The 18,167-nt window shown below is 60.7% G+C and carries 19 protein-coding genes; 6 read left to right on the top strand and 13 right to left on the bottom strand.

Translation table 11 applies throughout. The features are described 5' to 3' along the window. Positions 1–32: 32 nt before the first annotated feature. From BM110_RS19675 to BM110_RS19680, 3 genes are all read right to left on the bottom strand, one after another. A complete protein-coding gene (locus BM110_RS19675) occupies positions 33–1,574 on the bottom strand; it encodes a Rossmann-fold NAD(P)-binding domain-containing protein (protein ID WP_093514025.1) in 1,542 nt (513 codons plus the stop codon). Between the two features lie 365 nt (positions 1,575–1,939). After that, positions 1,940–2,062, bottom strand: coding sequence for a PA1414 family protein (locus BM110_RS29910; RefSeq protein ID WP_003193089.1), 123 nt, complete (start codon positions 2,060–2,062; stop codon positions 1,940–1,942). A gap of 142 nt (positions 2,063–2,204) precedes the next feature. Continuing rightward, positions 2,205–3,098: a putrescine utilization regulator PtrR gene (locus BM110_RS19680; protein ID WP_093514026.1), complete on the bottom strand. Its 894-nt coding sequence runs from the start codon at positions 3,096–3,098 to the stop codon at positions 2,205–2,207. 103 nt (positions 3,099–3,201) lie between these two features. Here BM110_RS19680 and BM110_RS19685 point away from each other — a divergent pair, with 103 nt between their 5' ends. Continuing rightward, positions 3,202–4,407, top strand: a complete 1,206-nt coding sequence (locus BM110_RS19685; protein ID WP_093514027.1) for an MFS transporter — start codon at positions 3,202–3,204, stop codon at positions 4,405–4,407. On the opposite strand, the gene BM110_RS19690 is transcribed toward BM110_RS19685, so the two are convergent. From BM110_RS19690 to BM110_RS19700, 3 genes are all read right to left on the bottom strand, one after another. Continuing rightward, entirely contained in the window at positions 4,319–5,761 is a 1,443-nt protein-coding gene (locus tag BM110_RS19690) for an NCS1 family nucleobase:cation symporter-1 (protein WP_092242900.1), read from the bottom strand. The two genes, BM110_RS19685 and BM110_RS19690, sit on opposite strands and share 89 nt — an antisense overlap. 198 nt (positions 5,762–5,959) lie before the next feature. Beyond that, on the bottom strand, positions 5,960–6,358 hold the full coding sequence (locus BM110_RS19695; protein WP_092242896.1) for a DUF2177 family protein: 399 nt from the start codon (positions 6,356–6,358) through the stop codon (positions 5,960–5,962). 52 nt (positions 6,359–6,410) lie between these two features. Continuing rightward, positions 6,411–7,247, bottom strand: coding sequence for a CvfB family protein (locus BM110_RS19700; protein ID WP_017134857.1), 837 nt, complete (start codon positions 7,245–7,247; stop codon positions 6,411–6,413). 323 nt (positions 7,248–7,570) lie between these two features. On the opposite strand from BM110_RS19700, the gene BM110_RS19705 reads away from it, so the two are divergent. The 3 genes from BM110_RS19705 to BM110_RS19715 all read left to right on the top strand — a co-directional run bounded on the left by BM110_RS19705 (position 7,571) and on the right by BM110_RS19715 (position 9,602). Next, entirely contained in the window at positions 7,571–7,750 is a 180-nt protein-coding gene (locus BM110_RS19705; RefSeq protein WP_003193095.1) for a hypothetical protein, read from the top strand. Between the two features lie 197 nt (positions 7,751–7,947). Further along, positions 7,948–8,670: a TorF family putative porin gene (locus BM110_RS19710; RefSeq protein ID WP_092242894.1), complete on the top strand. Its 723-nt coding sequence runs from the start codon at positions 7,948–7,950 to the stop codon at positions 8,668–8,670. 65 nt (positions 8,671–8,735) lie between these two features. Beyond that, complete coding sequence (locus BM110_RS19715; protein ID WP_093514028.1) at positions 8,736–9,602, top strand: DUF6279 family lipoprotein; 867 nt, start codon at positions 8,736–8,738, stop codon at positions 9,600–9,602. Here BM110_RS19715 and copD read toward each other — a convergent pair. The 5 genes from copD to BM110_RS19740 all read right to left on the bottom strand — a co-directional run bounded on the left by copD (position 9,599) and on the right by BM110_RS19740 (position 13,926). Then, positions 9,599–10,453, bottom strand: a complete 855-nt coding sequence (copD, locus tag BM110_RS19720) for a copper homeostasis membrane protein CopD (protein ID WP_092242889.1) — start codon at positions 10,451–10,453, stop codon at positions 9,599–9,601. The two genes, BM110_RS19715 and copD, sit on opposite strands and share 4 nt — an antisense overlap. Beyond that, positions 10,450–10,824 (bottom strand): copper homeostasis periplasmic binding protein CopC, encoded by a 375-nt coding sequence (gene copC / locus BM110_RS19725; protein WP_092242886.1) that lies wholly within the window; start codon positions 10,822–10,824, stop codon positions 10,450–10,452. The genes copD and copC overlap by 4 nt, the downstream gene beginning before the upstream one ends. A gap of 54 nt (positions 10,825–10,878) precedes the next feature. Next, a complete protein-coding gene (locus BM110_RS19730) occupies positions 10,879–11,694 on the bottom strand; it encodes a copper resistance protein B (protein WP_093514029.1) in 816 nt (271 codons plus the stop codon). A 10-nt stretch (positions 11,695–11,704) separates the two neighbouring features. Beyond that, the gene (locus BM110_RS19735; RefSeq protein WP_093514030.1) at positions 11,705–13,411 is read right to left on the bottom strand and encodes a copper resistance system multicopper oxidase; all 1,707 of its coding nucleotides are present in this window, start codon (positions 13,409–13,411) and stop codon (positions 11,705–11,707) included. A gap of 125 nt (positions 13,412–13,536) precedes the next feature. Beyond that, positions 13,537–13,926 carry a transcriptional regulator gene (locus BM110_RS19740; protein ID WP_093514031.1) on the bottom strand — a complete coding sequence of 130 codons (390 nt, stop codon included), beginning with the start codon at positions 13,924–13,926 and terminating at the stop codon, positions 13,537–13,539. A gap of 154 nt (positions 13,927–14,080) precedes the next feature. On the opposite strand from BM110_RS19740, the gene BM110_RS19745 reads away from it, so the two are divergent. After that, positions 14,081–14,356, top strand: a complete 276-nt coding sequence (locus BM110_RS19745) for a hypothetical protein (protein ID WP_092242875.1) — start codon at positions 14,081–14,083, stop codon at positions 14,354–14,356. Between the two features lie 50 nt (positions 14,357–14,406). Here the strand turns inward: BM110_RS19745 and BM110_RS19750 are convergent, their stop codons facing one another. Further along, a complete protein-coding gene (locus BM110_RS19750) occupies positions 14,407–15,753 on the bottom strand; it encodes a DEAD/DEAH box helicase (protein ID WP_071491541.1) in 1,347 nt (448 codons plus the stop codon). Between the two features lie 193 nt (positions 15,754–15,946). Between BM110_RS19750 and BM110_RS19755 the strand changes: the two genes are divergently transcribed. Then, positions 15,947–17,245: a mechanosensitive ion channel family protein gene (locus tag BM110_RS19755; protein ID WP_093514032.1), complete on the top strand. Its 1,299-nt coding sequence runs from the start codon at positions 15,947–15,949 to the stop codon at positions 17,243–17,245. Here the strand turns inward: BM110_RS19755 and BM110_RS19760 are convergent. After that, a complete protein-coding gene (locus tag BM110_RS19760) occupies positions 17,242–18,111 on the bottom strand; it encodes a carboxylate/amino acid/amine transporter (RefSeq protein WP_092242869.1) in 870 nt (289 codons plus the stop codon). The two genes, BM110_RS19755 and BM110_RS19760, sit on opposite strands and share 4 nt — an antisense overlap. Positions 18,112–18,167 lie beyond the last annotated feature (56 nt).

Raw genomic sequence — 18,167 nt, forward strand, 5'->3', positions numbered from 1 at the left:
GGGCGCGACGTCGGATGTCGCGCCCGTTTTTTTCATTCAACCGCCAGGTTCTGGTTTGCCTGGATGATCTCCTGGACCAGGGAGGCCCATAACAGTCCTTGCGTTGTGCCGGCGGCGTAGGTTCCTCCGGCTGCGATGTGGTGGTGGGCGCAACAGTAAACTATCGACACGCCTTCCTCCTCACAGGCTATAACGATGAAGTGCTCCCTGCTCTGCGCGGCGATCTGGACCGGACTTAAAGGCTGTGATGGAAACCGAACCCCGGAGCTTCCCAAAAGCGCTTTGATCTCCTTCTTCAGATGGATAAGTTCCAGGCCGTAGCTCGAAACCTCAACATCCCGAGCCTGCGCGAATTTCGCCAGCGTTGGGTTGTCAGCCAGAAACTTGTCAAACAGCTCGATACCTGCACGATTGCACTCAACGGCCAAGTACGGATCGGCATAACTGACACCATCGCTCTTCTGATCTCCCCCATACACCGTGACCTGATAATTCGCCAACCGGAGCATCACGGCCTGGAACAGGCCATTAATGCCTCTGCCGATGATTGAAACACGCGGCGCACTGGCCGCTGCGGGCAGAGAAGGGAGCGTCAATGACTGTGCAAGTTTACGCCTCACCAGACCGCGCAAGGCCATCAAACTCAGCTGTATTGAAACGGCATAGTCAAGGTCGCGGTGGCAGGCCTCGGTAGTTGACGCCTGGGTAGTCAGCGTCGCAGGCCGGTACCAAGTGGAGACCTCACAGCCGAGCCTCTGTGTGCGTTGTCGGAACTCATCCAGTGTCGCAGGCCCATAGTCCAATACCAGCTGGATATGTTCAGCCTCGGCCAGGGCGTACAACGCACCGTCGCTGAAGACGTCCGGCTTGGCGACACAGATCAGGCGGGCTTGGCGGTGCAGGCACTGAATGAGGGCCCGATCGAGGCGATGAACGGACTCGTCATTGAGGGATACGCATACTGCGACAGCGGCGGCGCCCTCCAAGGCCTCGAACCAGTCCACGACAAATGACACTCGACTGTCGGAGGCGGGATTGCCGAGAGTATCCGACGCTCGACCTGGCCGGACCAGCACTCTGATCCGAACATTGGGATCTCGATCAAGCAACAGGTTGACCAGTTCTTTCCCCACATTGCCGTATCCCAGTACACGCACGTCACGGGGGATGGAACCATCCGCCAGTCTCAGCCAACGCAGGATATAGGCGGCCACATGCGGCGCATTCACCCCTGGGGTGTTGAGTACTTGAATGGCGTGGGATTCACACAGGTCCAGTCGTATCTTGTCCAAACTCGTGCCCCTGCGGATCAAACAGAGGTTTCCAAAGGGGTGGGAGGTACGCCATTGCTCCAGGACATCTGCATCGATGGGTTGGTCTCCAACAATGATGGTTGTTGGACGCAGGAGCGCGATCTGTATCAGCAGCGCCTGCCTGGTCAATGCCGGCGAAAGAAACACGACGTTTCTGGGCGCGTCGGCCCTCCAGCCTTTCGACACAGGCGCAGCCTGTAAAACACAGTCGGTTGTGGTGATGAGTGACGCGGCGACCGGAGGAACCGAAGAGAGCAACATAGCTTTGTCTCCAACAACTCTGACTGACACCTCGAAAAGAGGCACTCAATAAAACGTTGGGGCGCTATGAATAGGCGCTTGAGTTTCAAGCTATGGGTATTTCTAGAATTAGATAAGCCAGCTGATTCCGACTGACAGGTAGTCCGATTCTGACCATTAGTCAAAACGCTTGAAGAGAGGCGGATGCTCACCCTAAAACGGGGCGACGTTAGCTGTCGCACATTTCTTTGGCCTGGTGCAAAACGACTGTGGGAGCGGGCTTGCTCGCGAAGGCGGTGTGTCAGTACATAAAATGTTGACTGACACACGCCTTCGCGAGCAAGCCCGCTCCCACATGGATTCTGAGGCGATTTACAGGTCGCGTTTTATCGCCGACGTGGACGACGCTGCTCGTCATCTGTGCGAATCGGCACCGGCTGCAGCGGAGGCTCGATCAAGCCCAGTGCAACACCCAGGTCATGGAGCCAGTTTTGAATTTTCTCTTTCATGGTTGCCCCCTTTGAGGGTAATGCGAGTAGGCGCAAGTTCTGTCGCCCTTTCCTACAGTGATAGTAGCCCTAAGTCCTACGTATTGCTTGAACGAAAACACAACGAACTATTACTGAATTCATCAAAATCCTGACGGATCGCTCAAGCGATGGCGCGGGTGTCTTGCACAACCGCAGCGTTGCCGGCTTGCTGCAGGTCGATCCATGCGTTGAGGTTAGCGCCGAGCATACCCTTTCGCCACATCAGCCAGGTGGTCGCAGTGGCAAAAGGCCCTGTCAGCGGATGAACGGACACGCTGTCCTTGCCAGGCAGGCTGTCGAGCATCGATTCGGACATTAGCGCCACGCCCGACCCGGCGATCACACAGGCGAGCATGCCTTGGTAGGACTCGATCTCAATCGCCCGGCCCATGGCCACGCGCTCATGGGAGAACCAGGTCTCCAGGCGGGTGCGGTAGGCGCAACTGCGACGGAAGGTGAACACCGAGCGCCCCGCTACATCCTGAGGCCCACGCACGGGGGGATGATCGGCTTCGCAAATCAGCACCAGACGTTCTTCGCACAGGGCGATGCCGTCCAGAGAGGCGATGGTGATGGGGCCGTCCACAAAGGCCGCATCCAGGCGACCGGTGATCAACCCTTCGAGCAACTCCCCGCTGGGCGCCGATTGCACCTGAAGGTTCACCATCGGATAAGCCTTGTGATAGCCCGCCAACAGCTTCGGCAAATGCACCGCGGCCGTGCTGTACATGCTGCCCAATACGAAATCGCCAGCCGGTTGCCCACCTTGCACGGCGCCATGGGCTTCATCATGCAGGGCCAGTAGACGAGTGCTGTAGTCCAGCAGCACCTTGCCCGCAGGAGAAAGCTGCAAGCGCTGGCGTTCACGCACGAACAGCTCTACACCGAGCTGCTCCTCCATTTGCTTGAGGCGCGTCGACAGGTTCGACGGCACCCGGTGCAAGCGGTCAGCCGCACGGGTAATGGAGCCCTCTTCCGCCACGGCCTGGAAAATGCGCAATTGACTGAACTCCATGATTTTCTCCAAAACTGAACAAGTTGCTCACTATTATTCAATTTTACAGAAAGTCAATCCACCTTAGCCTGAACGTATTCGCTTAGCCGCAGGAAATCTGACCATGTCTCCCTTGATTCGCTTAACTGCCAGCTTTGTCGCCTTGATGATGGCGATGGGGATTGGCCGCTTCGCCCTCACCCCGCAAATGCCGCACCTGCTCAGCGAGGGGCAGATCGACTTGACCGGTGCGGGCCTGATCGCCGCCGCCAATTACCTGGGCTACTTCGTCGGCGCGGTGGATTCGATCTTCGCGCGCAGCCATCACCACGTCCGTGGCCGGTTGTATGGCGGGTTATGGCTGTGCGTGCTGCTGACCCTGGCGTCCTACTGGGCTCATGGCTTTTGGCCACACCTGTTGCTGCGCTTTGGCACCGGCGTCGCCAGTGCCTGGGCATTGGTGATGATCACCAGCCTGAGCCAGCCGCTGGCGATTGCCGCCGGACGTCCGCGCCTGGGTGCCTTGGTGTTTGCCGGTCCGGGACTGGGGATTTTGCTGACGGGCTTGCTGGCGCTGGGCTCCAATCTGCTGGGGCAAAGCTCCGCAACGTTGTGGCTGGTGTATGGCGCAGTGGCGCTGGTGATGTTGCTGGCGATTCTGCCTTTCCTGCCCAAGCCGTCTGCCGCCGCCCCCCTTAGCGGCCACTCCGACGCGGGCACTAATGGCAGCATCGCGCATTTGTGCTGGATCTACGTACTGTTCGGCCTGGGCTACATCATCCCGGCGACGTTCCTGTCGCAGATGGCCAACGCGCAGTTCAAGGGGGCCTGGCAGGCCGACCTGTTCTGGCCGTGCTTCGGCCTGGCCGCCGCGATCGGTGTGGTGGTGGCGACCCTGCGCCGCAAGGACCCGAACACCACGCGCCGCTGGCTGATGACCACGCTATGGCTGCAAGCGGCCGGGGTGTTTGCCTGCTTGCTGGGCAATGGCTGGGGCCTGGCACTGGGGGTCTTGCTGTGTGGCGGGCCGTTCCTGGCCTGCATGCAGTTGGTGATGGCCCGGCTGCGGGACGTCGCGCCCCATGGCTACCAGCGCAGCACCGGGCTGTTGACCGCCAGCTTTGCCATCGGCCAATTGAGCGGGCCGTTGCTGGCGTCGGTCAGCAGCCACCTGAGCGGTGGCCTGCAACCGGCGCTGGTGGTCGCCGGGGCAGGCTTGTTGGTGGCGGGCTCGGTGTTGATCAGCCGACAACCAGCGGCGCAGGCACACGCACCTGTTCACGTCGCGCCAGTACCAGGAAAAACAGCCCACCCAGGAAGCACCCGGTAAACCAGGCAAAGTTGGCCATGCCCTGCAAGGCAGGGGTGAAGGTGATCGCGACGCCCACCAGCGTCGCGGGCACCAATGCCTTGATCGCCGTCCAGTTCACGCCACCGTCAAAGTAGTAGCGCCCGCTGGGGCTGTCATCGAACAGTGCATCCACGTCGATCTGCTGTTTTTTGATCAAATAGAAATCCACCAGCAGGATCCCGAACAGCGGCCCGATAAACGCCGCGAGGATGTCCAGGGTGTAGTGGATCATCAGCGGGTTATTGAACAGGTTCCACGGGGTGATGAAGATCGACGCCACGGCAGCGATCATCCCACCGGCGCGCCAGCTGATCTTGCTCGGTGCGACGTTGGCGAAGTCAAACGCCGGGGACACGAAGTTGGCGACGATATTGATGCCGATGGTCGCGGTGACGAAGGCAAAGGCCCCGAGCAATACAGCCATGCTGTTGTCGATGCGCGACACGGTGGCGATCGGGTCATGCAGCATTTCACCAAACACCGGCAAGGTGCCCGAGACAATCACCACGGTCACCAGGGAAAACGCCAGGAAATTCACCGGCAGCCCCCAGAAGTTGCCGCGTCGTACGTCCTGCATGCTGCGGCAGTAACGGCTGAAGTCACCGAAGTTCAATGTTGGCCCGGAGAAGTACGACACCACCAGCGCCGTCGCCACAACGACCTGGCCAAACGCCTGCCAGCCCGACAGGGATTTTTCCGCCAGGGTAAAACTGATGTTCGACCAACCGGCCTTCCACACGATCCAACCGGCCAGGGCAAACATCACCGCGTACACCACCGGCCCGGCCCAATCGATGAAACGGCGGATCGACTCCATGCCCGCCCAGAACACCGCTGCTTGCAACACCCACAGGCTGAGGAAACCAAACCATCCAAGGTAGGACAGGCCTGCAAAATGCGGCTCTGCATACACCGCCATCTGTGGAAAGAAGCGCAGCACCACGATGATCAAGGCACTCGAGGCCAGGTACGTCTGAATCCCGTACCAGGCCACGGCGATCAGGCCGCGAATCACCGCCGGAATATTCGCGCCAAACACACCAAACGCCAGCCGGCAGATCACCGGATAAGGCACCGCAGCCTGCTGGCTTGGCTTGGCCACCAGGTTAGCGATCAACTGCACAATGCAGATCCCCACGAGCAAGGCGATCAACACCTGCCAACTGGCCAGCCCCAGGGCGAACAAGCTGGCGGCGAACACGTAGCCGCCGACGCTGTGCACGTCGCTCATCCAGAAGGCGAAGATGTTGTACCAGTTCCACTTTTGCGGCAGCGGGCCCAAGTCCTGGTTGTACAGGCGTGGGCTGTAGCCTTTGGGCAATTGTTCGGTCATCGCTGGGCTCCTCGAAATACCGGCCTGCGCTTCCGTCACGGGGTGCATACGGGAGGCGGCATGGTTTGTATACGAGATAGTCAGCAGAATGCGTGCCAATTGAACGCAATCCCTTTGGCACGGCGCTCCAAAGGGACTGATAACGGGCTATAGGGCGGCGCCACGCTCAGCAACGGTGCACAGATATCCTGTACACAATCAGCGTTGCACTCGTTGTGCACACAGGTAGCCCACCGTACAGCATGCGGCGGTCAGGAACGTCCCCCAGGCCATGTCCATGATCGCCAATCGAGCGGACCAACCTTGCAGCGTGGCCCAGTTGCTCAGGTCATAGGTGCCGTAGGCGACCAGGCCGAGCAAGGCGCCCAGGCGGGCGGCGCGTTGCCAGCTTGCGCTGGGCAAGACCACGAACACGACGCAACCGAGCACATAAAGGAGATAGAACAGCGTTGCGGGCAACAGCCGAGGTTGATCCAGCATCAGTGGACCCAACAGGGACTTATAGGTGGGGCCCATGATGACGCCGAGCCAGAGGCCGTCCAGTATCAGGAAGGCGAGCAACGTGCCGAGGTAGGCGAACAGCGTTTTCTTATTCATTGAGGCGGCCTCTGTAGACGCCAATGGGCGCCTACAGAAGAGCAGAACGCACTCAGCTTAGTTCAATGCGATCGGCATGAATCACAATCTGGCCCTGCTTATACAGCGCACCGATGGCCTTCTTGAAGTTGCCCTTGCTCACGCCGAACAAGTTGCTGATCACCGCCGGGTCGCTCTTGTCGCTGACCGGCAACGTGCCGTTGTTTTCACGCAACTTGGCGAGGATCTTCGAGTTCAGGCTGGAGGCCGCTTCCTGGCCAACCGGTTGCAGGCTCAGGCTGATGTTACCGTCGGCACGGATCTCTTTGATAAAGCCTTTTTCTTCCTTGCCCGGGCGCAGGAACTTGAACACTTCGTTCTTGTGGATCAGGCCCCAGTGCTTGTTGTTGATGATCGCCTTGAAACCCATGTCCGTGGCTTCGGCCACCAGCAGATCGACTTCCTGGCCCACCTGGTAGTTGGCCGGTGTCTTGTCCAGGTAGCGATCCAGGCGTGCAGTGGCGGTGATGCGCTTGGTGTGCTTATCGAGATAGACATGCACCACGCAGTATTCACCGGCCGTCAACTGGCGCTTTTCTTCCGAATACGGCAGCAGTAGATCCTTGGGCAACCCCCAGTCGAGGAACACGCCAATACTGTTGACTTCCACCACTTTCAAACTGGCGAATTCACCGACTTGAACTTTGGGTTTTTCAGTCGTGGCGATAAGTTTGTCATCGCTGTCCAGATAAATGAAAACGTTGAGCCAGTCTTCATCTTCACTGGGAATATCTTTGGGGATATACCGATTGGGCAAGAGGATTTCGCCATCTTGCGCACCGTCCAGGTACAAACCGAAGTTAGTATGTTTAACCACTTGCAAGCTGTTGTAGCGCCCGACTAAAGCCATGTCCAAACCCCTCATTACGTCGGCGGCATTCTACCCGAGTTGCGCTCGCCACGCGCGGGCGCCTGAAAAATCGCGGGCTGGCGTGGCCTTCCAATGGCATAGCCCCGCTCGTCCGATTACTGGACTGAATTTTCCAGCGCTGCCGAACGCCCTCCATCCCCGTGGTTTCGAGTTAAAACAGTAAGTTAGAGGCTTATTTCAAAGATGAACTTTGGCTATTTCCACACCCGACACTTATTCCAGGAGGATATTTACCAAGCAATTGTCAAGTCATTCCTGTACGATGCCTGGCCAAGTTAATTTTCTACAGGTTAGTGGCCGCCATGCGCGTAAAAGCATCCAACAGCAAAGCAAAGCCAGCTCCCGCCGTTGAAACCAGCGAGTCGATCAACAGCCAGATTGCGGCGTTCCTCAAGTCCGGCGGCGAAATCCAGCAAATTGCCAAGGGCGTAAGCGGCCAGACTTTCGGCCCGTCCAAGCAGATCAGCCTGGGTAAAAAGTAATACCGCGCAATCCCCCTGGTCCCTAAGCGTCTTGACTTTCAAGGCGCTAGGACTAGAGCCTCAAGTCCCCCCCGCTATACCTCTAATCGACGAACGGGCCTCACCGCCTGCCATTCGCCGGTATGCTTGCACACGTCTAGCACGGGCATCTGCCCGATTTCATCCGTCACTGCTCCTCGCTTTTCATGGAGTGAAGCATGTTCAAATCCTGCATCTTCCTGGTCTTTGCCCTGGTTGCCAGCCCCCTCGCCGAAGCGCAGGTCTTCCAGCGTGAATTGGGCGATTTCGACCTGAAATTGGGCACCACACCCAGCCGAAGCATGGCCCAGGGCCTGGTCAAGCCCACCTCCCCCGGCAGCGACTCGTTCCATGGCGGGCTGGACCTGAGCCACGACAGTGGCCTGTATTTCGGTCAGTTTTCACCCAACATGGGCTTGTCTTCGTCCAGCAACCTCGAAATCGATTCCTACATGGGTTTCAAACACCCCTTCGACCAGACCCTGGGTTACGAAGTAGGCCTGATCCACTACAGCTACCCCAAGCTCAGCCCCCTCGACAGCCAGGAGTTCTACGGCGGCCTGAACCTGTTGGGCAACCGCTTCGGGGCGTCCTTCAGCAACGACCCGGACCGCCAGGACAGCACCCTGTTCGCCGACCTCGGTGGCACGCAGCCATTTGGCATCGGCGTCAGTATGAAATACACCACCCATCAGTTGGGCACTCCGGTTTCGGTGGACGGCGGCTCCATTCGCAGCTTCAGCGACTGGTCGGTGCAATTCTCCCGGGAGTGGATGGGCGTTGATTTGAATCTGATCTACAGCGACTCCAGCCTCAGCGGCGGGGATTGCTCGGCCTACTCCGGACACAATTCGCAATGCGATGGCCTGTTGACGCTGAAGGCTGCGCGGTCGTTTTATTGATGGGCTGAACTGTTACAACCGCTGCGGGTTCACATGTGATAACCCACTCTGCGAAGGACCCGCCCATGCTGCGTCGGCTCAAACTACTGATGCTATTACTGAGCCTGAGCCTGGTGCTCGCCGGCTGCAATCGCGTGGGCCTGGCCTACCGCAACCTGGACGTGATCATCCCCTGGACCCTCAACGACTACCTGGACATGAACGCCGGGCAGAAGAGCTGGTTCAACGACACCCTCAAGCAGCACCTGGCCTGGCACTGCACCACGCAATTGCCGGGTTACCTGGATTGGCTGGACCGCCTGCAGCGGATGGCCGATGACAATCAGGTCACCGACGCTGCCTTGCAGGCCCGTACCGTCGAGGCCAAGCAGGCCATCAACGAAATCGCCCACGAGATCACCCCCTCCGCCATCCAACTGCTACAGGGCCTGGATGATCAGCAGGTCAAGGACATGAACGACGCGCTGGCCAAGGACCTGCGCAAACGCCAGGACGAATACCTCAAGCCGCCCCTGGCACAGCAGATCAAGGAGCGCGCCGAACGCATGAATAAACGCCTGGACGCCTGGATCGGCCCGCTCAGCGCCAGCCAGCAGAACCGCGTAACCGCGTGGTCCATCGCCCTGGGCGAGCAGAACCGGGAATGGATCGGCAATCGCGCCCGCTGGCAGGCGCAATTTATCGACGCCGTGCAACAACGCCGCAGTGCCGATTTCCCGCAGAAGATCCAGCAGTTGCTGGTTGACCGCGAAAGCCTGTGGACCCCGGAGTACAGAGCGGCCTATGCCCGGACGGAAGCGGCGGCGCGCAGCCTGATTGTCGATGTGATGGCCGAAAGTACGCTGCAACAACGGCAGAAACTCACGCAGAAAATCGACAAGGTCCGCAGTGATTTCCAGGCACTTAAATGCTTGAAGAGCGCGCAGTCCTAACCGGGCACCAACGTCCCCAGCCAGGCCACCAGCGCCAGGATCAACACCACTGCGGCAGACTCCAGCGCAATGCTGCGACGCAGTGCTTTGACTGCCACGGTAGTGTCGCCCGCCGCCAGGGCGCGTTGCAGCAACGGCGTGAATTGCGAGCGATTGAGCGCCGCCAGCCCCAGCATCACACCGAACACGCCCAACTTGACGCACAACAGGAGCGCGTAGGTGCCCCCGGTGATGCCATCGAGGTTCGGCCCGACCACAAACAGATAATTCGCCACGCCCGTGCCGATCAGCACCGCTACGAACAGCATGCCCATCCGCTCGAACGCCGCCAGCGCGTGGGCCAGCCTGTGGAGCGCCGGTAACGAGGTACTCCTCAGCGCCAACCCGAATGCAGCCAGCGCGCCGACCCAACCCGCCGCCGCCAGCAGGTGCGCACTGTCGCTGAGGACGTGCCACAACCCCTGCGTACCCTCATGCATCACGCCGTGTCCAGCCCACGCCAGCGTCACCAGCGCAATCGCGCCGAACAGCGGCGCCAGTCGGGTATTGAGCGCAACCAGCACCAGCGCCACCATTCGCAAGCTCCAGGTCCAGCCCAGCTCGGTCTGCCAGAGCATCATCTGCAGGTGCGGCCACAGCGTTTGCCAATCTTCAGCGCCGCTCATGGCCTGGGTCATGACCAGCAGCGACGCCACCGACAGCAGTACGCCCAGGCACGCCGCCAGCCGCAACAGCGGCTGCAGATTCAATAGGCGGCGGTCGCCATAGAGGCCAAACAACCCCAGGCCGAACACCAGCATCAAATCCAGATAAAGCGCAAAACGCAGGAATATCGAGACCGCCTCACTCATGGCTGGACGCTGAACATCACATTCCCCAGGATCGGATGCGTATCGGACGACACCGCGCGCCAATCCACCCGATAAGTACCCGCCGTCAGCGCGGACGCCGGCTTGATCAGCATCACCTTGGGATCGGTACTGGCGGCGACGCTGGCTTTCACCGGCATCGGCGAGTGAGACATGCCGGGCATATCGGTCATGGTCAGTTTGGCGCCAGAAAACTGCGTCAGCAGGTTTTCCGAGAAACGCAGTTCAATCACGGCGGGGGGCGCCCCCTTGGCCCCATCCGATGGTGTGGACGACAGCAGCTTTGGATGAGCTGATACCGCTAGGCTGGTGATCAGTCCGGCGCACAGCACAGTAGTTTTCAACAATGACATGCAAGGCTCCAGGCCGCTCATGGCGGCGAGTGAGTTATAGGATGGGTAAAACCGTCAGAACCACAGACGCACACCGACCACCCAGCGCCATTGGCTGATGTCTTCGCCTTCATCCCGTGCGTATTGCGCGGTCTGGCCGTAGCTGCGGTTCCAGCTGACGCCCACGTAGGGCGCGAACTCACGGCGTACTTCGTAACGCAACCTCAAACCCAGCTCACTGTCCGACAGGCCCGAACCGACGCCGCGCGGCGGGTCGTTGTGTCCATAGAAGTTGAGTTCAGCGGTGGGCTGCAGGATCAGCCGGTTGGTCAGCAGGATGTCGTAGTCGCCTTCCAGGCGAGCAGCGGTACGACCCGCCTCACCGACAAACAACGTGGCTTCGGCTTCGAAGTTGTACAGCGCCATGCCCTGGGCGCCGAACGCCGCCCAGGTCTGGCCGTCGCCCGGTTTGAAGTCATGGCGCACGCCGCTCACCAGGTCCCACCACGGGCTGATGGCGTGCCCCCACAGGGCCTGGACCTCGGCACTTTCAGTGCGACCGGCACTGCGCTCGCCTTCACTGCGCAGCCACAGACGGTCGATATCGCCGCCAACCCAGCCTTTGATATCCCAGTTCAGCGCGCCTGCACCGTCACCGCCCTGCCATTCCAACTGGTTGATCAGCAGCAGCGAATTGACGCCACTGTCATGAACCCTGTGCCCACCGGGGGCGTTGTACACCGCCGCGCGATCAGCATCGGTCAGCGCCGGGATCGGGGTGCGGCTCTCGGTGAGCGCCGGTGTCGCCGGGCTCATGCCCTGGAACTCGTCGGCCTGCACCAACGGAGCGAACGCCAGCCCGATAACGGCGAATAAAACACGATGGCTCATGCTTGCGTCCTTATTCATGCACGCGCACCTCTCGGAACATGCCCATTTCCATGTGGTACAGCAGGTGGCAGTGATAGGCCCAACGCCCCAGCGCATCAGCGGTTACGCGGTAGCTGCGCCGCGAGCCCGGCGGCATGTCGATGGTGTGCTTGCGCACCTGGAACTGGCCGTTTTCATCCTCCAGATCACTCCACAAGCCATGCAGATGAATGGGATGGCTCATCATGGTGTCGTTGACCAGCACCAGCCGGACCCGCTCGCCATACGTGAGCTGCAAGGGTTCGGCATCGGAAAACTTCACGCCATTGAACGACCAGGCGAACTTCTCCATGTGCCCGGTGAGGTGCAGCTCAAGGGTGCGGCTGGGGTCGCGGCCGTCAGGGTCTTCAAAGGTGCTGCGCAAGTCGGCGTAAGTCAGGACACGCCGGCCGTTGTTGCGCAGGCCGATGCCGGGGTCGTCGAGCTTGGGCACCGGGTTCATGGCCTGCATGTCCACCAGCGGGTTGCCTTGCTCGCTGGCCGGATGGGCCTGCATCGACATGGCGCTGTGATCCATGCCCGCCATGTCCGGCATATCCGCCATGGCGCCGTGGTCCATGCCGCCCATGCCCATGTCGTCCATGGTGATCCAGGGGCGCGGGTCCAGCGCCGGCACCGACGCGATTGCTCCCGCTTGAAGGGCCAGCGTGCCGCGGGCGTAACCACTGCGGTCCATCGACTGCGCAAACAGGGTGTAGGCGGCCGCGGTAGGTTCGACCAGCACATCAAAGGTCTCCGCCACGGCAATGCGGAACTCATCGACACTCACTGGCTGCACCGGCTGGCCATCGGCGGCGATCACCGTCATTTTCAGCCCCGGGATGCGCACATCGAAATAGCTCATCGCCGAGCCGTTGATGAAGCGCAGGCGCAGGGTCTCGCCCGCCCGGAACAGGCCAGTCCAATTGCGTTCCGGTGGCTGGCCATTGAGCAGGTAGGTGTAGGTCTCACCGCTGACGTCGGCGAGGTCGGTGGGGTTCATCTTCATCTGCGCCCACATCAGGCGATCGGCGGCGGTGGCCGACCAGCCCTGCTTGCCCACATCCCGCACGAAATCGCCCACGGTGGGTTTGTGCAGGTTGTAGTAGTCGGACTGTTTCTTGAGGGTTTTCATCAGCGCAACCGGGTCTTCATCGGTCCAGTCCGACAGCATCACCACGTAGTCACGTTGGTAAGTGAAGGGCTCGGGCTCCCTGGGATCGATCACCAACGGGCCATACACACCCTGCTGCTCCTGAAACCCCGAGTGGCTGTGGTACCAGTAGGTGCCGTGCTGCTTGAGCGTGAACTGGTAGACAAACACCCCACCCGGCTCGATGCCCTTGAAGCTCAAGCCCGGCACACCGTCCATGGACGACGGCAGGAGAATGCCGTGCCAGTGGATCGACGTCGGCTCGGCCAGGCGGTTCTTCACGCGCACGGTGACCGTGTCGCCTTCGCGCCAGCGCAGCAAGGGGCCAGGCAGGCTGCCGTTGATGGTCAGCGCGGTACGGTTGCGACCGGTGAGGTTGACTGGCATCTGGTCGATGAACAAATCGAATTCGGTACCCGCCAGCACGGTGGGCTGGCCGGGACTGGTGAGCGCCCAGACCGGGCTGCGCCAGAGCCCTAGCCCGCTGAGCAAGCCGCCGGCGGCCAGGCCTTTGACGAAAGTTCGTCGGGTAGTGGTGGAGTGCATGCCGATTCAATTCCATGGGTTGAATGGCAGCAGATTAGGCAGGGCCGGCTGTCAGCCAGCTTAGCGGCAGATTACCGATCTGACAGGTTCGCCCGGCACCGTACTCGGTGCCGGAGCGTAGCGGGTCAGGCGATCTGCGCCTTGGAGGCCACTTCGGCAAAGGTCGTTGGGTCCAGTGCATCCGCCTGTTCGTCCAGCACCTGGCGCGGGTGATCATTGCCCGGGATCGAACTGTCGATCAGCGCCAACAGCTGCGCGCCGAGCGGAGTCAGGATGAAATTCTCACCATTGCCGCCCTCCTCTTCAGGGCGCGACTCGATGAAGCCGCGCTTGAACAACAGCGCTTCATAATCTGCCGCGGTGTTCTTGAGCGCGTCCAGGTTACCGGTGGACTCGCCCGCCGTGGCCTTCTCGGCCGCTTCCTGCTCGGCGTATTTGCGTGGGGCGAAGCTGCCCTCGCCGTTCTGCACTTCATGCAGCAGACGTTCGATCAGATCCCAGTTGTAAGTCGTCATCCTGATTCCTCCTGCAGGCGGGTGGAAAATAGCCTGTCTAGAGGTGTGACACGCCCTGTCGGTCACCGTTCAGCCGAATAGACGGACGTTATTTCTCTGAACTTTCCAGACGTTCGCGGCCTCAACAGCTCATATCCGCCAAGGAGGTGTGCCCATGAAAACCCTGATGAACCTGGCCGTCGCGGCCGCGCTGTTTAGCGCCCTGCCCGCCTGGGCCTGTACGCCCGACGAAGCCACGAGCAAGCGCGAGCAATTGGCTCAGGAAGTGACCAGACTGACCGAACAGAATCCGACCAAGGCCAAGGAGATCAACGACGAACTGCAGAAGATGGACCTGGATACGCAAAGCGCGGAGTTCCCCGACAAATGCCAGTTGATCGACGCCCGGCTCAAGGAACTCAAGGAAGCCGCCGCCAAAGCCAAAGACTGAGGGCATAAAAAAACCGGACAATCGTCCGGTTTTTTCACATCACCCGCGCCTTATTCGGCAGCCGGGGCTTGCGGCTTGCGGCGCTTGAGCGGTGCCATGCCGTCCTTGCTGACGAGCGACAGGTTGTCGGTCTTCGGCCGGTTGGCGATCTTGCGCTTGGTGGGCGACTTGGCGCCGGTTTTCTTCTTATCGCCCTTGGCGTCGGTCTTTTTCTTCTTCACGCCAACGGCCTTGCCCGAGGCCTTGACCTTCTTCGGCCCGGTGTAGGTGCCTTTGACTTCCTTGATGGTACGGCGCTCGAACGACTGCTTGAGGTAGCGCTCGATGCTCGACATCAGGTTCCAGTCGCCGTGGCAGATCAGCGAGATGGCCAGGCCATCGTTGCCGGCACGCCCGGTACGGCCGATACGGTGCACGTATTCGTCGCCGCTGCGGGGCATGTCGAAGTTGATCACCAGGTCCAGGCCGTCCACGTCCAGGCCGCGTGCGGCAACGTCGGTGGCCACCAGGATCTTCACGCCGCCGGCCTTGAGGCGGTCGATGGCCAGCTTGCGGTCCTTCTGGTCTTTCTCGCCGTGCAGCACGAACGCCTTGTATTCCTGGGCCACCAGGCGACCGTAGATGCGGTCGGCGGCGGCGCGGGTGTTGGTGAACACAATGGCTTTCTGATAGGTCTCGTTGGCCAGCAGCCAATTGAGGATCTGCTCTTTATGCACGTTGTGGTCGGCGGTGACGATCTGCTGGCGCGTGGTCGCGTTCAGGTCGCTGACGTTGTTGACCTGCAGGTGCTCAGGATTGTTCAGCACCTTGGCGACCATCTCGCGCAGGGTGGAACCGCCGGTGGTGGCGGAGAACAGCATGGTCTGCTGGCGGTTGACGCACTCGCCCACCAGGCGCTGTACATCGTCGGCAAAGCCCATGTCGAGCATGCGGTCGGCTTCGTCCAGCACCAGCACTTCGACTTCCTTGAGGTCGAGGTTGCCGGCGTTGAGCTGCTCGATCATGCGCCCCGGGGTGCCGATCAGGATGTCCGGCACCTTGCGCAGCATGGCGGCCTGGACCTTGAAGTCTTCACCGCCGGTGATGATGCCGGACTTGATGAAGGTGAACTGGGAGAAGCGCTCGACTTCCTTCAAGGTCTGCTGGGCCAGCTCGCGGGTCGGCAGCAGGATCAGGGTCTTGATGCTGACGCGCACTTTGGCCGGACCGATCAGGCGGTTCAGCACAGGCAGGACAAAAGCGGCGGTCTTGCCACTCCCGGTTTGAGCTGTCACCCGCAGGTCACGCCCTTCGAGCGCGAGCGGGATGGCCGCTGCCTGCACAGGCGTAGGCTCGACAAATTTAAGCTCGGCCACGGCTTTGAGCAGGCGTTCGTGCAGGGCGAATTGGGAAAACACGGGTGCTACCTCGAAGAAATACAAAAAATCAGCTGCATAGGTTACCGGTTTCGGGCGCCCAAACCGAGTTTCTTTACGTGAACGGTGTGAATCGGCCGCTTTTTTGTCAGGACATTTGTCCATGGCGTCAACTTTGTTGCACTTAAATGCTCTAATCGCCCCGTCTTGTCCCACAGAAGAATCGGTTTCACCCATGGATATCAAACAGCTCTGGCTCAACGCCCAGGACCTCTGGGGCGCCCTCGATGAACACCCGCTGCTGCACGCCAGCCTCGGCTTGCTGGTGTTGCTGGTGGTGGCCCTGATGCTCGGACGAGTGGCGCGCTACCTCATCCTCCACGCCGTCAAACTGCTTGGCCGGCAACCGTCCCTGCACTGGCTCAACGACCTGCGGCACAACAAGGTCTTCCATCGCCTGGCGCAGATGACGCCGTCACTGGTGATCCAGTTCGGCCTGTACCTGGTGCCGGACCTGAGCAAGACCGCCATCCTGTTCATCGGCAACGTGGCCCTGGCGCTGACCATCCTGTTCCTGGTGCTGGCCATCAGCGCCCTGCTCAACGCCCTGCTGGACATCTACGCCCGCACCGAACACGCGCGCACCCGCTCGATCAAGGGCTATGTGCAGTTGGCGAAGATGGTGCTGTTCGTGTTTGGCGCGATCATCATCGTCGCCACCCTGATCGACCGCTCTCCGCTGTTGCTGCTGTCGGGGCTGGGTGCTATGTCGGCGGTGATCCTGTTGGTGTACAAGGACACGTTGCTGTCGTTCGTCGCCAGCGTGCAGTTGACCAGCAACGACATGCTGCGGGTCGGCGACTGGATCGAAATGCCCCAGGTCGGCGCTGATGGTGATGTGGTGGACATCACGTTGCACACGGTCAAGGTGCAGAACTTCGACAAGACCATCGTCTCCATCCCCACCTGGCGCCTGATGTCCGAGTCGTTCAAGAACTGGCGCGGCATGCAGGCCTCCGGCGGGCGCCGCATCAAGCGCAGCCTGTTCATCGACGCCAGCGGCGTGCGCTTCCTGCGCGACGACGAAGAACTGCGCATGACCCAGGTGCACCTGCTCACCGACTACATCGGGCGAAAACAGGTCGAACTCAAGGCCTGGAACGAAGCCCAGGGCCACAGCGCGCAACTGTCGGCCAACCGCCGCCGCATGACCAACCTCGGCACCTTCCGCGCCTATGCCCTGGCCTACCTGAAAAGCCATCCGGACATCCAGCCGAACATGACCTGCATGGTGCGCCAGATGCAGACCACCGCCCAGGGCGTGCCGCTGGAGATCTACTGCTTCACCCGCACCACGGCATGGGCCGATTACGAGCGGATCCAGGGGGATATCTTTGATTACCTGCTGGCGGTGTTGCCGGAATTTGGCTTGAGTCTGTATCAGCAGCCGAGTGGAAATGACTTGCGCGCCGGGGTGTTGCCGGCGGTGTTGGGGGCCAGTCATTTGCCGGCCCCTGAAAGTCGCGCTGGCTAAACCAGGGAGCGGTTGGGCGCCTTCGCGCCCAACCGACTGATCCACACCGCCCCCAGAATCACCACCCCACCCAACGCCAACCGCCCCAGCGGCTCATGCTGGTTCCAGATCAGCAAATTCAGCAGCAACCCCACCGGCACATGCAGGTTATTCATCACCGCCAGCGTACCGCCCTGCACCAGGCAGGCACCCTTGTTCCACCAGTACATGCCCAGCGCCGTACTGACCAGGCCAAGGAACACCAGCACGCCCCATTGCAGCGGCGCCTCCGGCAGGAAGTCAGCCTTGCCGAACAGCAGGAATGCCGGCAACACCACCAACAACGCGCCCACATAGAAGTAACCAAAGCGCCGGTAGTGCGGCAGGTCACTGGGGTAGCGCGCCACCAGGTGCTTGTACATCACCTGGCCGGCGGCGTAGGTGAAGTTGGCCAATTGCAGCAGCAGGAAACCGCCAAGGAAATGCGGGGTGATCTGGTCGAAGCGAATCACCGCTGCGCCCGCTACCGCCACCAGTGCGGCGACCAGCGCCCAGGGGTTGAAGCGACGGTTGAGGGCGTCCTCGATGAGGGTCACGTGCAACGGCGTGAGAATGGTGAACAGCAGCACTTCCGGCACGGTGAGCACACGAAAGCTCAAGTACAGGCACACATAGGTCACGCCGAACTGCAGCGCGCCGATCACCAGCATGCCGCGCATGAAGGCCGGTTCCACCGAGCGCCAGCGGGTCAGCGGGATGAACACCAGCCCGGCCAGCAGCACACGCACCAGCACGGCGAAGTAGCTGTCGACGTGACCGGCGAGGTATTCGCCGATCAAGCTGAAGGAAAATGCCTGAATCAGGGTAACAACCAGTAAGTAGCCCATGCGCGCCTCGTTTCGAATGGGCGGGACATTAACGGTTTTCGACGGTTGAAGAAACT

This window comes from Pseudomonas sp. NFPP28, assembly GCF_900115535.1.
GTDB lineage: Bacteria > Pseudomonadota > Gammaproteobacteria > Pseudomonadales > Pseudomonadaceae > Aquipseudomonas > Aquipseudomonas extremorientalis.

What these genes read in the sequence shown, in the direction of transcription:
- BM110_RS19735 (WP_093514030.1), bottom strand. Translation starts at nt 13,411, where the DNA reads ATGCACTCCACCACTACCCGACGAACTTTCGTCAAAGGCCTGGCCGCC.
- BM110_RS19705 (WP_003193095.1), top strand. Translation starts at nt 7,571, where the DNA reads ATGCGCGTAAAAGCATCCAACAGCAAAGCAAAGCCAGCTCCCGCCGTT.
- BM110_RS19740 (WP_093514031.1), bottom strand. Translation starts at nt 13,926, where the DNA reads ATGACGACTTACAACTGGGATCTGATCGAACGTCTGCTGCATGAAGTG.
- BM110_RS19680 (WP_093514026.1), bottom strand. Translation starts at nt 3,098, where the DNA reads ATGGAGTTCAGTCAATTGCGCATTTTCCAGGCCGTGGCGGAAGAGGGC.
- BM110_RS19745 (WP_092242875.1), top strand. Translation starts at nt 14,081, where the DNA reads ATGAAAACCCTGATGAACCTGGCCGTCGCGGCCGCGCTGTTTAGCGCC.
- BM110_RS29910 (WP_003193089.1), bottom strand. Translation starts at nt 2,062, where the DNA reads ATGAAAGAGAAAATTCAAAACTGGCTCCATGACCTGGGTGTTGCACTG.
- BM110_RS19760 (WP_092242869.1), bottom strand. Translation starts at nt 18,111, where the DNA reads ATGGGCTACTTACTGGTTGTTACCCTGATTCAGGCATTTTCCTTCAGC.
- BM110_RS19695 (WP_092242896.1), bottom strand. Translation starts at nt 6,358, where the DNA reads ATGAATAAGAAAACGCTGTTCGCCTACCTCGGCACGTTGCTCGCCTTC.
- BM110_RS19675 (WP_093514025.1), bottom strand. Translation starts at nt 1,574, where the DNA reads ATGTTGCTCTCTTCGGTTCCTCCGGTCGCCGCGTCACTCATCACCACA.
- BM110_RS19715 (WP_093514028.1), top strand. Translation starts at nt 8,736, where the DNA reads ATGCTGCGTCGGCTCAAACTACTGATGCTATTACTGAGCCTGAGCCTG.
- copD (WP_092242889.1), bottom strand. Translation starts at nt 10,453, where the DNA reads ATGAGTGAGGCGGTCTCGATATTCCTGCGTTTTGCGCTTTATCTGGAT.
- BM110_RS19690 (WP_092242900.1), bottom strand. Translation starts at nt 5,761, where the DNA reads ATGACCGAACAATTGCCCAAAGGCTACAGCCCACGCCTGTACAACCAG.
- BM110_RS19710 (WP_092242894.1), top strand. Translation starts at nt 7,948, where the DNA reads ATGTTCAAATCCTGCATCTTCCTGGTCTTTGCCCTGGTTGCCAGCCCC.
- copC (WP_092242886.1), bottom strand. Translation starts at nt 10,824, where the DNA reads ATGTCATTGTTGAAAACTACTGTGCTGTGCGCCGGACTGATCACCAGC.
- BM110_RS19730 (WP_093514029.1), bottom strand. Translation starts at nt 11,694, where the DNA reads ATGAGCCATCGTGTTTTATTCGCCGTTATCGGGCTGGCGTTCGCTCCG.
- BM110_RS19685 (WP_093514027.1), top strand. Translation starts at nt 3,202, where the DNA reads ATGTCTCCCTTGATTCGCTTAACTGCCAGCTTTGTCGCCTTGATGATG.
- BM110_RS19755 (WP_093514032.1), top strand. Translation starts at nt 15,947, where the DNA reads ATGGATATCAAACAGCTCTGGCTCAACGCCCAGGACCTCTGGGGCGCC.
- BM110_RS19700 (WP_017134857.1), bottom strand. Translation starts at nt 7,247, where the DNA reads ATGGCTTTAGTCGGGCGCTACAACAGCTTGCAAGTGGTTAAACATACT.